Source organism: Listeria immobilis, from assembly GCF_014322845.1.
Classification (GTDB): Bacteria; Bacillota; Bacilli; order Lactobacillales; family Listeriaceae; genus Listeria; species Listeria immobilis.
This window is the reverse complement of record NZ_JAASUA010000006.1, coordinates 30,448-45,174: the sequence shown is the minus strand read 5'-3', so window position 1 is coordinate 45,174 and position 14,727 is coordinate 30,448. Positions and strand designations below refer to the sequence as shown.

13 protein-coding genes are annotated in these 14,727 nt (G+C 36.0%); 9 read left to right on the top strand and 4 right to left on the bottom strand.

Annotation, left to right across the window (positions count from 1 at the left end; all coding sequences use genetic code 11):
* The first annotated feature begins 4 nt into the window (after positions 1 to 4).
* The 3 genes from HCJ45_RS09010 to HCJ45_RS09000 all read left to right on the top strand — a co-directional run bounded on the left by HCJ45_RS09010 (position 5) and on the right by HCJ45_RS09000 (position 2,589).
* The gene (locus HCJ45_RS09010; RefSeq protein ID WP_003719245.1) at positions 5 to 664 is read left to right on the top strand and encodes a potassium channel family protein; all 660 of its coding nucleotides are present in this window, start codon (positions 5 to 7) and stop codon (positions 662 to 664) included.
* Positions 665 to 820: 156 nt separating this feature from the next.
* Positions 821 to 1,741, top strand: coding sequence for a hypothetical protein (locus HCJ45_RS09005; RefSeq protein WP_187124580.1), 921 nt, complete (start codon positions 821 to 823; stop codon positions 1,739 to 1,741).
* Positions 1,738 to 2,589, top strand: a complete 852-nt coding sequence (locus HCJ45_RS09000; protein ID WP_187124579.1) for an FUSC family protein — start codon at positions 1,738 to 1,740, stop codon at positions 2,587 to 2,589. The genes HCJ45_RS09005 and HCJ45_RS09000 overlap by 4 nt, the downstream gene beginning before the upstream one ends.
* 42 nt (positions 2,590 to 2,631) lie before the next feature.
* Here the strand turns inward: HCJ45_RS09000 and HCJ45_RS08995 are convergent, their stop codons facing one another.
* From HCJ45_RS08995 to HCJ45_RS08985, 3 genes are all read right to left on the bottom strand, one after another.
* On the bottom strand, positions 2,632 to 3,597 hold the full coding sequence (locus HCJ45_RS08995; RefSeq protein ID WP_187124578.1) for an LCP family glycopolymer transferase: 966 nt from the start codon (positions 3,595 to 3,597) through the stop codon (positions 2,632 to 2,634).
* Between the two features lie 108 nt (positions 3,598 to 3,705).
* Positions 3,706 to 5,373 (bottom strand): ribonuclease J1, encoded by a 1,668-nt coding sequence (gene rnjA / locus HCJ45_RS08990; RefSeq protein WP_187124577.1) that lies wholly within the window; start codon positions 5,371 to 5,373, stop codon positions 3,706 to 3,708.
* Positions 5,374 to 5,379: 6 nt separating this feature from the next.
* Positions 5,380 to 5,589: a DNA-dependent RNA polymerase subunit epsilon gene (locus HCJ45_RS08985; RefSeq protein ID WP_003722652.1), complete on the bottom strand. Its 210-nt coding sequence runs from the start codon at positions 5,587 to 5,589 to the stop codon at positions 5,380 to 5,382.
* A 500-nt stretch (positions 5,590 to 6,089) separates the two neighbouring features.
* Here HCJ45_RS08985 and HCJ45_RS08980 point away from each other — a divergent pair, with 500 nt between their 5' ends.
* Positions 6,090 to 6,860, top strand: coding sequence for a Cof-type HAD-IIB family hydrolase (locus HCJ45_RS08980; RefSeq protein WP_185381207.1), 771 nt, complete (start codon positions 6,090 to 6,092; stop codon positions 6,858 to 6,860).
* A 52-nt stretch (positions 6,861 to 6,912) separates the two neighbouring features.
* On the opposite strand, the gene HCJ45_RS08975 is transcribed toward HCJ45_RS08980, so the two are convergent.
* Positions 6,913 to 7,941 (bottom strand): LacI family DNA-binding transcriptional regulator, encoded by a 1,029-nt coding sequence (locus HCJ45_RS08975; protein ID WP_187124576.1) that lies wholly within the window; start codon positions 7,939 to 7,941, stop codon positions 6,913 to 6,915.
* 264 nt (positions 7,942 to 8,205) lie between these two features.
* Between HCJ45_RS08975 and HCJ45_RS08970 the strand changes: the two genes are divergently transcribed.
* The 5 genes from HCJ45_RS08970 to HCJ45_RS08950 are packed head-to-tail and all read left to right on the top strand — an operon-like array spanning position 8,206 to position 14,708.
* On the top strand, positions 8,206 to 9,609 hold the full coding sequence (locus HCJ45_RS08970; RefSeq protein ID WP_187124575.1) for an L-fucose/L-arabinose isomerase family protein: 1,404 nt from the start codon (positions 8,206 to 8,208) through the stop codon (positions 9,607 to 9,609).
* A 15-nt stretch (positions 9,610 to 9,624) separates the two neighbouring features.
* Positions 9,625 to 10,449 carry a transketolase gene (locus tag HCJ45_RS08965; protein WP_185348924.1) on the top strand — a complete coding sequence of 275 codons (825 nt, stop codon included), beginning with the start codon at positions 9,625 to 9,627 and terminating at the stop codon, positions 10,447 to 10,449.
* Positions 10,442 to 11,395, top strand: coding sequence for a transketolase family protein (locus tag HCJ45_RS08960; RefSeq protein ID WP_187124574.1), 954 nt, complete (start codon positions 10,442 to 10,444; stop codon positions 11,393 to 11,395). The genes HCJ45_RS08965 and HCJ45_RS08960 overlap by 8 nt, the downstream gene beginning before the upstream one ends.
* On the top strand, positions 11,392 to 12,855 hold the full coding sequence (locus tag HCJ45_RS08955) for an FGGY-family carbohydrate kinase (RefSeq protein ID WP_187124573.1): 1,464 nt from the start codon (positions 11,392 to 11,394) through the stop codon (positions 12,853 to 12,855). The genes HCJ45_RS08960 and HCJ45_RS08955 overlap by 4 nt, the downstream gene beginning before the upstream one ends.
* Positions 12,852 to 14,708: a PTS beta-glucoside transporter subunit IIBCA gene (locus HCJ45_RS08950; protein ID WP_187124572.1), complete on the top strand. Its 1,857-nt coding sequence runs from the start codon at positions 12,852 to 12,854 to the stop codon at positions 14,706 to 14,708. Before HCJ45_RS08955 ends, HCJ45_RS08950 begins: the two co-directional genes overlap by 4 nt.
* Positions 14,709 to 14,727 lie beyond the last annotated feature (19 nt).

Genomic DNA, 14,727 nt, shown 5'->3' with positions numbered 1-14,727 from the left:
GGACATGAAAGAAGGGTTTGCAGTCATCGGTCTTGGGCGGTTTGGTGGAAGCATTTGTCGCTCTTTAGTAGAGCAAGGAATGGAAGTACTTGCAATTGATTCTGATGAAGAAAGAGTCAATGAATATATGTCGATTGCAACACATGCGGTCATCGCTAATTCTACGGATGAAAATGCGCTACGTCAATTAGGAATTCGTAATTTTGAACATGTGATTGTCGCAATTGGAGAAGATATTCAGTCAAGTATTTTAACCACACTGATTTTAAAAGAAATGGGTGTTAAATATGTTACTGCAAAAGCAACAAATGATAAACATGCCAAACTATTAGATAAAATTGGTGCAGATAGAGTAGTACATCCTGAGCGAGATATGGGACGAAGAATTGCTCATTATATCGTATCTAAAAATATGCTTGATTATCTAGAATTATCTGATGAGTATAGTCTAGTCGAAATTTCTGTTTCCGATCCGCGCTTTCTCGGGAAAAGTTTGGTCGACCTAGATTTCCGTAATTCATTTGGTGTTAATATTGTCGGAATTAAAAAAGATAAACAAATGATCATTACACCAGAAGCGAATGATGTGCTTCACGAAGGCGATATTTTAATTGTTATTGGTTCGGATGATGATATCGAACGACTACAAGAAAAAATCCAATAAAAAAAGAGACCTTAGCAATATATAGTGATGTTTGTATAAATCCTTTATATTTCTAGGCTTTTTTTATTTGGAACATTACTCAAATTTGCTATCTAGCCATTTCTTTTCTATTATAGTTACAGAGCTTAAATTGAATAATGGAAAGAGGGAGGAACGATGAAAAAGTTTTTACTTGATAAAATTGGGGCACGCGGGTTGATTCAAATGTTACAAGTTTTTATTTTTGCTAGTATTTGTGTAGTGTTCCATACAGTTATTTTTCCAGATTTATCTGGTGTACTACCTATTGTAGTTTTGATAGGAATTCTTTCCATGCAGCCAACTTATGCGATTACACGAAAAGCCCTACCGAAAATTGCTTTAGCTTTTACCTTAGCATGTGTTTTTGTTATAGCTAGCACTATTTTACTCCCTATAAATGTGTATATTTACTATCTTGTTATGGTGATTTTAATATTAGCAGTGAATTTTACTATGCCGCAAAAATACATGGTTATGACACTTGCTATTGGGACGGCGCTTTATTTTTTAGGAACAGAAGATTTACCAATGCCGCTTTATACAATGGTTATTGTCGCTCTTATAGATGTACTTATTTTTTTTATTTTAGTTAGGTTGGTTGTTAAATACATACATTTGCCGCTAGAAAAAACAATTCAAACAATTATGAAACAATTAATAGGCTTATTCGAAAAAGAAATCGAAAGCGTATTTAAAAATAATGGAACTTTTGTGAAAAAACCGCTGTATAATATATTTGTTCAATCACAAATGTTTATTAAAGAATATAGTGCTAGTAAAAAAGCAGATCCACACCATGTGAAGTTATATCAAGATTTATTGCCCAGCTATTTAGCGCTCTTTTTCCATGTTCAAACAGTACAAGATATTGGTAGAGCGGGTTTGTCGGCAGAAGCTAAACAAGCGCTTCAACAAATGAATATCGCAGTTTCAAATGAGATTAATTCAAGTGAGGCTAACCCGGTTGTATCATATCACGTGAAAAAAATTGTGGAGAACTTTCAAATTATCCAAAATGGCATGTCGGAACTCTTGCAAGGAGGGCCTGAGAAATGAAAAAGATTTCTTTAAAAGAAAGATTAGCTCTTGATCCTCGTGTTGCCAAAAGCCTTATAAGTATAACGATCGCCATTCTATTATTTCCGATTATGGGGGATTGGATTGTTTATCCGACATATGTGTTTAATGCTATTTATATTACCTCTCAAATGACAAAAGGAGCAACTTATAAATCAAGCATCGAACGGATTGTTGGAACGATTATTGGTGGGTTACTTGCGGCATTTGTTTACTTATTAGTTCCAAACCATCATTTTATTATGATTCCAATTGGTGCAGCGCTGGCAGTAATGTTGAGCTATCTTTTTACAAAAAAATTTACGATGGTTATTGTTGTTATTACTGTGATGGTACTTGTTGGAAAAGGAAACGGCGAGCCAATTGTCTTTTTAAGGGACCGATTATTAGATACAATGATTGGTTTAGTCATAGGTTTTCTTGTATACGCACTATATCCACGAAATAAAACTAAAAAAATGAATCAAGTTTTTACAACACATGAAACAACTATTTTAGCGCAAATAAAAACGATAAATATTACTTCTGAAAATGTGAAACAGTTAGCACCAAACATAAAATCATTATGGAAACAGCTAATTGATTTAAGAAACTTGAGAGAACAAATTATTACGGATAGTAGTTTTGTACCGAGCACGACTTTTGATGACCCAATGTTCCAGTTTACAAGTTTATTTGAAAAAGCTATTAATCATATTGAAATTCTTTATCACGTAACTTTAGAGAAGGATGAAGAAGCGGATTATGAAGTCGTTTTTGAGTATCATCAAAAAGCATGTGCGGAAGTAATAAATGAAATGGAAGCTTTAGTGGAAGAGCATAAATAAAAAGGATAGTGAAAGCACTGATTTGCTTTCACTATCCTTTTATTAATCAGTAATATCTAAGCTTTTTTTGAACATGGCGATGACTTTTTCTAATGCTTCTTCATCCGGTACAAAATAATATAAATCAAACCCATATGACTCGCTATATATCATTTCTCCTTCACCTTCTAGTTCTTCGGAGTCTACATTTTCAAGAACGGAAGCGTAATTTGTTGCGATTGCAGTAATATCCGTTAAGGTCATATTGGTTTGAAAGTTATCACCAACCGCCTTCATAATACTTTCAAAATTAGAAACACCAGAAGTACTTACCACTTTATTGGCGATTCCGATTATGACATCACGCTGTCTATCTTGTCGGCCAAAGTCGCCTCGAGGATCTTCATGACGAATTCGAACATATTGTAAAGCTTCCGTACCATCTAAAGTGATATTTCCTTTAACGAATTTACTATTTACAGAGGTTAAGTCAATATCGTTATAAACAGTAATTCCTCCAACAGCATCCACTAAATCTTTAAACCCTTCCATGTTAATAGAAATAAAGTAATCTACTGGAACACCGGGCATTAATTTTTCTACTGCTTCAACGGTTCCTGATGGGCCACCGTTTGAATAAGAGGCATTGATTTTCCCAATATCTCCATTACCATAATCAATTTTAGTATCACGTGGAATACTTACCATTTTTACATTGTTTTGTTGTTTATTAGCTGTGGCAAGGATAATTGTATCAGCACGACCATTTTTTTCACCGGAACGAGCATCGGATCCCATTAATAAGACCGAAAATGGTTTTTTCTTCTCTAAATCGGAACTGGTTTTATTGCTCGTATCTAGAGGGACATTGATTTTTGACATAGTATTTTGAACCGCAATATAATACTTAGTTGCTAATCCTGTAATAGAGAAAAAAATAAGTCCTAATAAAGTAATACTAGTAATTTTTATAATTTTAGTAAAAAGGGACGTTTTTTTGTGATGCATTTCTTTGCGAGAGTTTGTCATAAAGTTTCCTCGTCTTTCTATTTGGTTTGTTTTAAACATACCATCGTCTTTCTAGGAAATCAATAAAAAACGATAAATGAATCTCTAGACCCATTTATCGCTTTCGAACTATACTTCCATGATAATTGGCAATATCATTGGACGACGTTTTGTTTTTTCATATAAGAAAGGTTGCAAAGTATCGGTAATTTCATTTTTGATTTCAGACCATTGTGTAGTTTTTTGCTCCATTACTTTATTTAAGTGGCGTGTAAGCAAACCTTGTGCTTCTCCAATTAAATTACCAGATTCTCGCATATAGATAAAGCCACGAGAAATGATGTCAGGACCGGCCATAACACGGGAGTTTTTCATATCAATAGATACAACTACAATGACAAGACCTTCTTCAGAAAGAACACGACGATCACGAAGGACAATGTTTCCAATATCGCCAATGCCGCTACCATCAATATAGACGCTTGCTGCATTGATTTTGCCAGCAATATGAGCGGATTCATTGGTTAAAGCTAGGACATCTCCATTTACCATAATAAAGCTATTTTCTTCAGGGACACCACATTCTTCAGCAGATTGTGCATGAATTTTTTGCATTCTAAATTCACCGTGAATAGGCATAAAGAATTTAGGTTTCATTAGTCGAAGCATTAGTTTTTGTTCTTGTTGACCACCATGACCAGAAGTATGGATATTGTTAACTTTTCCATGAATAACTTCTGCTCCTGCTTGATATAGCAAATTGATAGTGCGGTTGACACTAGTTGTATTACCAGGAATAGGGGAGGAAGAAAATACGACCGTATCGCCTGGTTGAATTTGGATTTGACGGTGGGTTCCGTTAGCAATTCTGGAAAGAGCTGCCATTGGTTCACCTTGGCTTCCGGTACAAAGAATAGTGACATTGCCAGCCGGAGTTTTATTTAGTTGATGTACGTCAATAAACGTATCTTTTGGTGCTTGAATATAGCCCAATTGTTTACCAATTTCGATAGCTGATTCCATACTACGACCGAAAACCGCAATTTTACGCCCAGTTTCGATGGAAGATTCAACTACTTGTTGTAAACGATAGATATTAGAAGCAAAGGTTGCAAAAATAATTCGCCCTTCCACATCTCGGAAGATATTTTTAATGCTTTCTCCTACAACACGTTCACTCATGGTAAAATTAGGAATTTCTGCATTGGTACTATCGGATAGTAGACAAAGAACGCCTTCTTTACCAATTTCAGCCATTTTTGTTAAGTTAGCTGGTTCACCAACAGGAGTGAAGTCAAATTTGAAATCGCCTGTATGAACAATATTACCAGATGGTGTTTTTATAACAATGCCATATGTGTCTGGAATACTGTGGGTTGTACGGAAGAAAGAAATACTCGTTTTTCTAAATTTAAAAACGTCATCTTCTTCATATTCATAAATTTTCGTTTGACGAAGCAAACCGTGTTCTTCTAATTTATTACGGATAAGCGCACTAGCAAGTTTACCAGCATAAATAGGAATATTTAATTCGCGAAGTAAATAAGGGACCCCGCCGATATGATCTTCGTGACCATGGGTGATAAAAAGTCCTTTAATTTTATCTTTATTTTTTACTAGGTAACTGTAGTCCGGAATAACATAATCAATCCCAAGAAGTTCGTCTTCTGGGAACTTGATACCTGCATCAATTAGAATAATTTCGTCTTGAAATTGTACGCCATAAGTGTTTTTGCCGATTTCGCCTAGTCCACCAAGGGCGAAAACAGCTGTCTCATTATTTTTTACGAATTTCATAGGAGCTTATTTTTCCCAGAGCGCGAAGTCTGGGTTTTCCTTTTCATAAGCTAGATGTGCGTCACTGATTTTTTCAACAAATTCAATATGGAAAGGCTCGTCTTTTAAAAGTTGGCGTACTTTTACTTCGCTTTCTGCTTCTACATATAGAGATTGTGTTTTTTCGCGTACGGGTGTTTCTGTAAGTGTTTCTTGATAAAATACTTTAAAAATCATTTTTTTCTCTCCTTAAAATTAAAGTTTAGTGTTTAAAAATAGATTCTCATACAAGCTGAAAATCTAATATTTATTTAATAGTTGTTAGCGCTGCTTGTTAGTTGTGGACGAATTAGCAGGCGGATATGGGTGTACAAGATACGAACAATTTGGCATAAAAAAGACAAAGAAAAATTACCACAGACTACTTGTATAAAAATAGCTGTGCATTTAAGTCAGTTTTCTTATCTGTTATAATTGCATACCTTTATTTTGGGAATTTGAAACAAATTTCCGAGTAAAAGATACAATTATAATCTTTTTTTAACGTTCTATTGTCATTCTAAAAATGTTCATCCGATCTATATCCTTCATTCTAATATACCATAAATCCTAATAATTGCTACTAGAAAGTATAATTAATTTTGTTTATTTAAGGGAATTGTGATTTTCTGGTGTTTTTCTGCTATACTTTAGTTAATTATGTTTTTAAAATGGATAGAGGATAGAGGCGTTTATCAATGAGTAAAATTGTATTTTTTGATGTAGATGGAACACTTGTAGGCGAAACAAAAGAAATTCCAGCATCTGCCAAACAAGCTATCACTAAATTAAAAGAAAATGGTGTTTATATAGCAATTGCAACCGGGCGTGGACCATTTATGTTAGATGAAATCAGAAAAGAGTTAGGAATAGACTCTTATATTTGCTATAACGGTCAATATGTTATTTTTGAAGGGAAGGAAATATATGCGAAACCACTTCCAACAGAATCGCTTGAACGACTTATTAGTGTAGCATCAGAGCATGAACATCCGATTGTTTTCTCAGGAAAAGAATCAATGCGTGCCAACTTGCCAGACCATGATCGTGTAACTAGAGGGATGGATTCAATTAAACGAGGCTATCCGAAAGTGGACGCTAATTATTATAAAGGACGAGATATTTTTCAATGCTTACTTTTCTGTGAGGAATCTTTTGATGCCTATTACCGGAAAGAATTTAAACAATATAGTTTTCTTCGTTGGCATGAGGTCTCTGTGGATGTTTGTCCTGCAGATGGTTCAAAAGCAGAGGGAATCAAACAAATGATAAATCAACTGGGCTTTTCGATGGAAGATACGTATGCTTTTGGTGATGGGTTAAATGATATTAAGATGTTAGAGGCTGTTGGTACTGGAGTGGCAATGGGAAATGGTCGTGATGAAGTAAAGGCAGTGGCGGATTATGTCACCAGTCATGTGGATGACGACGGTGTTTATAACGCATTAAAACATTTAAAACTAATTTAATCAAAGTGAAAAAAGGCCTGTGCTCGAAAATAGAGCGCAGGCTTTTTAATGTTTAATTTTGGAATGGAATACAACTAGTTCGTTCAATTAAGCTAGTGTTTACTTGGATTTGTCTTGTTTCAAACTGTGTATCAGCTTTAATTTGTTTAGATAAAAGCGCAAGTGTTTGTTCAGCAATGTCGCGTTTTTTAACATGTACGGATGTGAGTTCGGGTGTAATTACTTTGCTTTCATTAATATTATCAAAGCCTAAAACAGAAATTTGTTCAGGTACTTTAATGGATTGGCTTTGAAGCATTTTAATCATACTTATAGCCATATAATCATTTTCACAAAAAATGGCAGAAGGTAATTCAGGCAATTGTGCAATGGCTTCTTTGACTGAAGGGTCTTCTTGAATTTGCATTGCTGGTAAATGGAAAATATGTTGTTCGGAAACCGTAATTTCTGCTTCTTTTAAACGTGCAAAAAATCCGTTTTTTCGTTCTTCAAAATTCTTAATTCGTGGTAGTCCCATTACATAGCCGATTTTTTTATGGGATAGTTGTAAAAGATAGTCAGCTGCTGTATAACCGCCAAGAAAATTATTAATAGAGACAAAATTTGCAGGAATATGTGGGTGATGTGTATCAAGGATGACTATTTTAGGATATACCTGCTGCACTCGACTAATTTCTTCTGCGCCTAAGTTGGTACCGAGCAAAATTAAGCCCGCCGATGTTTGTTCTTTTTCGGCTTCGGCAAGTTCATCTAATATGGTTGTTGCATCAAAGGTAGAGATAATTAAATCATAAGGATAGCTAGCGATTTCAGCGGATAAGTAACTAAGTAATTCACTGAAAAACGGTAATGTCTGATATTGATCTGTAATTAAATCAGGGCTTTTGCAAGCAATAAAACGAATGACGGATTTCTTCTGTCTTTTTTTATTTGTGTTGCGTAGAGGGATGTAATTATTTTCCTCTACAATTTTTAGAATATGTAAACGGGTTTCTTCACTTACGCCGGTTTTTCCGTTCAGCGCAAGGGAAACTGCCGATTTCGAAACATTTGCAAGTCGTGCTATATCTTCAAGCTTCATTTTCATTTCCCCTTGTTTACTAAATTTACTTTATTTAGTATATCATGTTTAGTAAATTAAAACAAAAAAACAGCCGAATAAGTGGGTTTGACCGCTTTGTTTAGTTAAATAACATAAAATAAACTAAAACAAAACATAAATTAATCTAAATATTTATTGACTTAGTTTAGGGGTGGGGCTATAATGAAATGGAAGAAAGCGATTACTAATTGCTTTTTCTAAGAACTAAAATATTTACTAAACTAAAATAAAGGTGGTTAGAAGATGGAGGCGATTAAGATTGGTTTTGCTCCGACTAGACGTAGCATATTTAGTGCACCAGATGCGGTTAAATATGCTAACCTCACACGAGAAAAACTAAACGAACTAAACATTGAATTTGTAGATATTGCAGAATTTAATGAAGACGGATTGCTGTATGATGACGCGGATGTTTCAAAAATTGCTGGAAAATTTAAAGCGGCAGGTATTCAAGGTTTATTTTTGCCACATACTAATTTTGGAACAGAATATGTTTGTGCAAGACTTGCAAAAGAGTTAAATGTACCTGTTCTTTTATGGGGACCTCGTGATGAACGTCCAGATGAAAATGGTATTCGACTACGTGATACACAATGCGGGTTATTCGCAACTGGGAAAATTTTGCGTAGATTTCAAGTACCTTTTACATACATGACGAATTGCCGATTATCTGATCCTGAATTTGAACGAGGTATTCGAGATTTTATTGCAGTTTGTAATACTGTAAATACTTTTCAAAACATGCGGATTTTGCAGATTGGTCCTCGCCCGTTTGATTTTTGGACAACGATGTGTAATGAAGGTGAGTTGTTAGAAAAATTCAATATTCAACTTGCGCCAATTCCGTTACCAGAATTAATCAAAGAAATTCGAAATGTATCGAAGGAACAAATTGATGAGGTAGACGGCACGGTGGAATACTGTGAGGGATGCGCCATCGTTAAAATTAAGGATGTTGATTTACGGATGGTTGCGGCACTTAAAGTTGCCATGAAAAATTTAGCTACAAAATACGGTTGCAGTGCGATTGCAATTCAATGTTGGACAGCGCTTCAGGATGAAATTGGTATTATGCCTTGTGCAGCAAATGCCATGTTGATTGATGAAGGAATTCCTGTAGTTTGTGAAACAGATATCCACGGAGCAATTTCTTGTTTATTAATTGAAGCGGCAAATGTAGGCAAAAATAAAAGCTTTTTCGCTGATTGGACTGTTCGTCATCCAGATAACGAAAATGGCGAATTACTCCAACACTGTGGTTTATTTCCATTTTCCGTCGCGAAAGAAAAACCAGCAATTGGCTATCCACTAGCATTTGACTCACCAGGAGCAGTAGAAGCAGAAGCGAAAGGTGGGGAACTGACTTTATGCCGCTTTGATGGTGATAATGGGGAATATTCTTTATTACTAGGAAGAGCAAAAGGTATTGATGGTCCTTACACAAAAGGAACGTATCTTTGGATTGAAGTTGATAATTTAAAACGTTTAGAAGAAAAAATTGTTACAGGACCTTATATTCATCATGTTAGTGGCATTCATGCTGACGTGGTTCCAATCCTCTATGAAGCATGTAAATACATTGGTATAAAACCAGATTTCTATGATCCTATTGAAGAAGAAGTAAAAGCTTATTTGCGAGGAGAATAGTGAAAGGAGTAAATAATGAGTGAATTAAAGGTAAAGTCGTTTGAAATTAGAAAAGCTGTTATAAAAATGATTTATGAGGCAAAAACAGGACACACAGGCTCCGATTTGTCTTGTGCTGATATTCTTGTCGCCCTTTATTATGGTGGAATGAATATTGATCCAAAAAATCCGGAAGATACGAATCGTGATCGTTATGTGCAAAGTAAAGGTCATGCGGTGGAAGTTCTTTGGGCAGTTTTGGCAGACAAAGGATATATTGAAAAAGAAGAATTAGCTAGTTTTTCAGCATTTGGAACACGGTTAATTGGACATCCAAATAATAAAGTAGCTGGAATTGAGATGAATACAGGCTCACTCGGTCATGGATTATCTGTTTCAGTTGGTATGGCACTTGCAGCAAAAATGGATAAGAAAAGTTATCATACGTATACATTATTAGGAGATGGCGAACTTGCAGAAGGTTCCGTTTGGGAAGGCGCAATGGCCGCGGCAAATTATCAATTAGACAATTTAACCGCTATTATTGACCGCAATTCCTTACAAATTTCTGGTCGTACAGAAGATGTGATGCGTGTAGAACCTTTAGCAGATAAGTGGCGTGCGTTTGGCTGGGACGTAATCGAAGCAGATGGCAATGATCCTGATAAATTATTAGCGATTTTTAAAACAGCAAATAAATCAGGAAAACCGCGCCTAGTAATTGCAAAAACGATAAAAGGTTACGGTGTTAAAATGGCTGAAAATGTTGCTAAATGGCATCATTATGTACCATCTAAAGAAGAATATGAAATGGCTATAAACGATTTAGATGAAAGAATGGAGGCGAGCCGTCATGAATAAAATTGCGAACCGCCAAGTAATGTGTGAAGTCTTAATGAAAGAAGCAGAAAATGAAAGTGATTTAGTCGTATTAACAAGCGATTCAAGAGGTTCTGCATCATTAGGAGCATTTGCTGAAAAATTTCCAGAACGATTAGTTGAAACTGGAATTGCAGAACAAAATATTGTTGGTATTGCTGCTGGACTAGCCCATAGCGGTAAAAGACCATTTGTTGCTTCACCCGCCTGCTTTCTAAGTATGCGTAGTATTGAGCAGGTAAAAGTAGATGTTGCCTATTCAGGTATGAATGTAAAATTAATCGGAATCAGTGGGGGCGTAAGTTACGGAGCGCTTGGTATGAGTCATCATTCTCTTCAAGATATTGCAGTAACGCGAGCTATCCCTAATTTAGAAGTCATTTTACCAGCTGATCGGTTAGAAACAGAAGCGATCTTTGAATATTTGCTTACATCTGACAAACCAGCATATATTCGTCTTGGAAGGAATGCTGTAGAAGATTGCTATACAAAAAAGCCGACTTTTGAAATTGGTAAGGCAGTTACACTTCGAGAAGGTAATGATGTGGCGCTTTTAGCAACGGGTGAAATGGTTCGTGTTGCATTAGATGCCCAAGAAGCATTAAAAGCGAAAGGGATTCAGGCGCGAGTAATAAACTTTCCGACAATCAAACCTTTTGACCAAGCAGTGGTTAAGCAGGCATTACTGGAAACAAAACTATTAATTAGTTTGGAAGAGCATAGCATTTATGGCGGCTTAGGTGCAGCTGTGAGCGAAGTCGCAAGTAATACGTCAACTAGTATTCGTCATTTGATTCTAGGTATTCCAGATGAACCAGCTATTGCGGGAACAAGTCAGGAAATTTTTGCACACTATGGTTTATCAGCAGAGGGAGTCACAGAAACAGTTATACAAAATTTACCAACTGATAAAGAGGATAAGAGATGAAGAAACGTTATCAAATAGCAATAGATCAAAGCACATCGGGGACGAAAATTTTATTATTTCGAGCAGGGGAACTGATAGATCGTTTAGACAAAAAGCATCAACAACTTTATCCCCAAAAAGGGTGGGTAGAACAAAATCCGGAAGAAATTAGTCAAAATGTCCGCACGTTAATTGCGGACATCTTGGCAAAACACGGACTGGTTGCAGCTGAAATTGAGCGACTAGCCTTAACCAATCAACGGGAAACCATTATTGCTTGGGATAGAGAAACCGGAAAACCTCTGTATAATGCGATTGTTTGGCAATGTGATAGAACGAAAGCGATTTGTGCTGCACTAAGAGAAGCTGGACATGAAAAACGAATTAAACAAATTACTGGACTGAAAATAGATTCTTATTTTTCTGCTCCAAAAATGAAGTGGTTACTAGAAAATGTTCCAGCGGTGAAAGAGGCCAATGAAAATAATCGATTAGCATTTGGAACGATGGATGCTTGGTTGTTATTTTCTCTGACTGACGAGCGGCACTTCTATACAGATCGAACCAATGCGAGCCGTACTTTGCTTTATGATATTGAAAAGAATGATTGGTCAGAAGAGCTACTCGAACTTTTTGGTATTTCTCGCTTTCATTTACCAGAAGTGAGGCAATCGGTTGCTGCTTTTGGGAATTATCAGGGGATGGCAATTCAAAGTGTTATGGCAGATTCTGAGGCGGCACTTTATGGACAGGGCTGTCGGGACTTTGGAACGGTGAAAGCGACACTTGGAACAGGTTGCTCGGTTATGATGCAGACGGGAAATAAACGCCTACCTGAAAATGATACTATTTTGACCACACTTGCATGGGATGAAGCTGGCGTGAATAAATATGCGCTAGAAGGGATTATTCGTTCTTGCGGGGATACATTAGTTTTTTTATCTGAACAACTCGAACTATTTGATGATTATCGAATTGCTTGTAAACGAGCATTCCAACTGCCGGATAGCGGGGGAGTCGTACTAATTCCTGGGCAATTAGGTCTAGGTGCTCCTTTCTGGAATACAGATATTCAAGCTGAAATTCTCGGTTTGACTCGCGAGCATACCAAGTGGCACATCATTCGCGCAGGCTTCACAAGTATTGCGTTTCAAATTAAGGCGGTTATCACACAAATGGAATTAATTACAGGTCATAAAATTAAGCGCTTACAAGTGGATGGCGGTTTAACGAAACAACTTGAACTTATGCAATATTTAGCAGATGTTATTAATGCAGAAGTATGTATTAGTCCAGCAGAAGAACTCTCGGCAATTGGTGTATTGCAGATTGCAGAGAAAAATCAATTAGAGAAATCCAAAATAGAAAGAATTTATCAACCAGGAATTAATCAGTTACAAGCCACGGATGAATTTAGGGAGTGGGAAACACAAGTAAAAAGCAGTATTTTAAAATTACAGAAGGTGAGGAACATTAAATGAATAATTCGGATCTTGCAAAAGAGATTGTAAAACTTGTTGGTGGAAAAGAAAATATTTTGAGTGTCATTCATTGTGTAACACGGCTGCGCTTTAAGTTACGTGATGAAAAAATGGCTGAGACAGAAAAAATTAAAGAATTAAAAGATGTGATGACAGTTGTTAAAAGTGGCGGGCAATATCAAGTGGTTATTGGCGACCATGTCAGTTATGTGTATGATGAGGTTATTCAAGTATTAGGTATTAAACCAGATGATGCAGCTCAAGAAGAGGAAGAACCAGAGAATAAAAGTATTTTTAACAAGTTTGTTGCATTAATTTCTGGAATTTTTATGCCAGTTCTTGGTTTAATGGCAGCATCTGGTATTCTTAAAGGATTTTTAACTGCAGCAGTTACAGTAGGTTGGGTTGATACTTCGGCTGGTATTTATGAAGTTCTTTATGCAGCAAGTGATTCTTTATTCTATTTCTTGCCAATTATTCTCGGTTTCTCAGCTGGGAAAGTATTTAAAACGAATCAATATCTTTCAGCTGCAATTGGGGCGGCGCTTGTCTACCCAACATTAGTTGAAATGTACAATAATGGGGCACATTTAACATTTTTACATATCCCTGTTATTTTGATGAATTATACAATGTCGGTTATTCCTGTTATTATAGCTATTTATTTTATGAGCAAAGTAGAGAAATTACTAGTAAGATTTATTCCAAAAAGTTTGCAATTGATTTTTATTCCACTGTTGTTACTTTTAATTGTTGTTCCAGTGTCTTTGATTATTATTGGGCCAGTTTCAACCTATGCAAGCCAACTACTTGCTAAAGGAGCATTAGGTCTTTACTCACTTAGTCCGATGATTGCAGGATTTTTCCTTGCTGGTATTTGGCAAGTGGCTGTTATGTTTGGGCTTCACTGGGCGTTTATTCCGATTTTCATTAACAATATTTCTGTATTAGGTTATGATCCAATTAATGCGATGCTTTATTGTACTGTTTTCGCGCAAACGGGTGCTGTTTTAGCGGTAATGCTTAAAACAAGAAACAAAGAATTACGCTCACTTTCTGTTACAGCGACTATATCTGGATTTTTAGGAATTACAGAACCGGCAATTTATGGTGTAAACTTACCTTATAAAAAACCATTTATTATGGCATGTGTTGGTTCAGCGTTTGGTGGAGCGATTGCAGGGATGAGTGCTGCAAAGATGTTTGGTGGATTTGCTTCAGGTGGGGTATTCGGGATTCCAATGTTTATTAATCCAGAGGGGTTAGGTTGGGATTTCTGGGGCTTCTTGATTTCCCTAGTTGTAGCATTTAGTATCTCGCTTATCTTAACTTATTTCTTTGGATTTAAAGATAAAATAGAAGAACCAGTCATTCAAACAGAAAAACCAGCTATTTTAGATGAAGCAATTTATAGCCCAATTCAAGGAGAGTTAATTGCATTAAAAGATGTAAACGATGAAGTGTTCTCAGGTGGGATTATGGGAGCGGGTGCGGCAATTATTCCAGAAAACGGAGAAATACGTGCTCCATTTGATGGAACGGTTGTAAGTATTTTCCAAACAAAACATGCTATTGGTCTTATTTCAAAACAAGGTGTAGAGTTGTTAATTCATATCGGACTTGATACAGTAAACTTAAATGGACAATTTTTCGATATTAAAGTAACTGAATCAGATGAAGTGAAAAAAGGAGATTTACTCGGAATGTTTGATTTGGCAGCAATTCAAAAGGCTGGGTATGATGTTACAACGCCAATCATTGTTACAAATAGTGCGGCTTTAGCAGATGTTATCGTGCTAGACTTAGGAAGTAAAGTGGATAATAGTCAAAAGATTTTAGATGCAAAAGCTTAAGAGAGAAGGGAAGAAATAA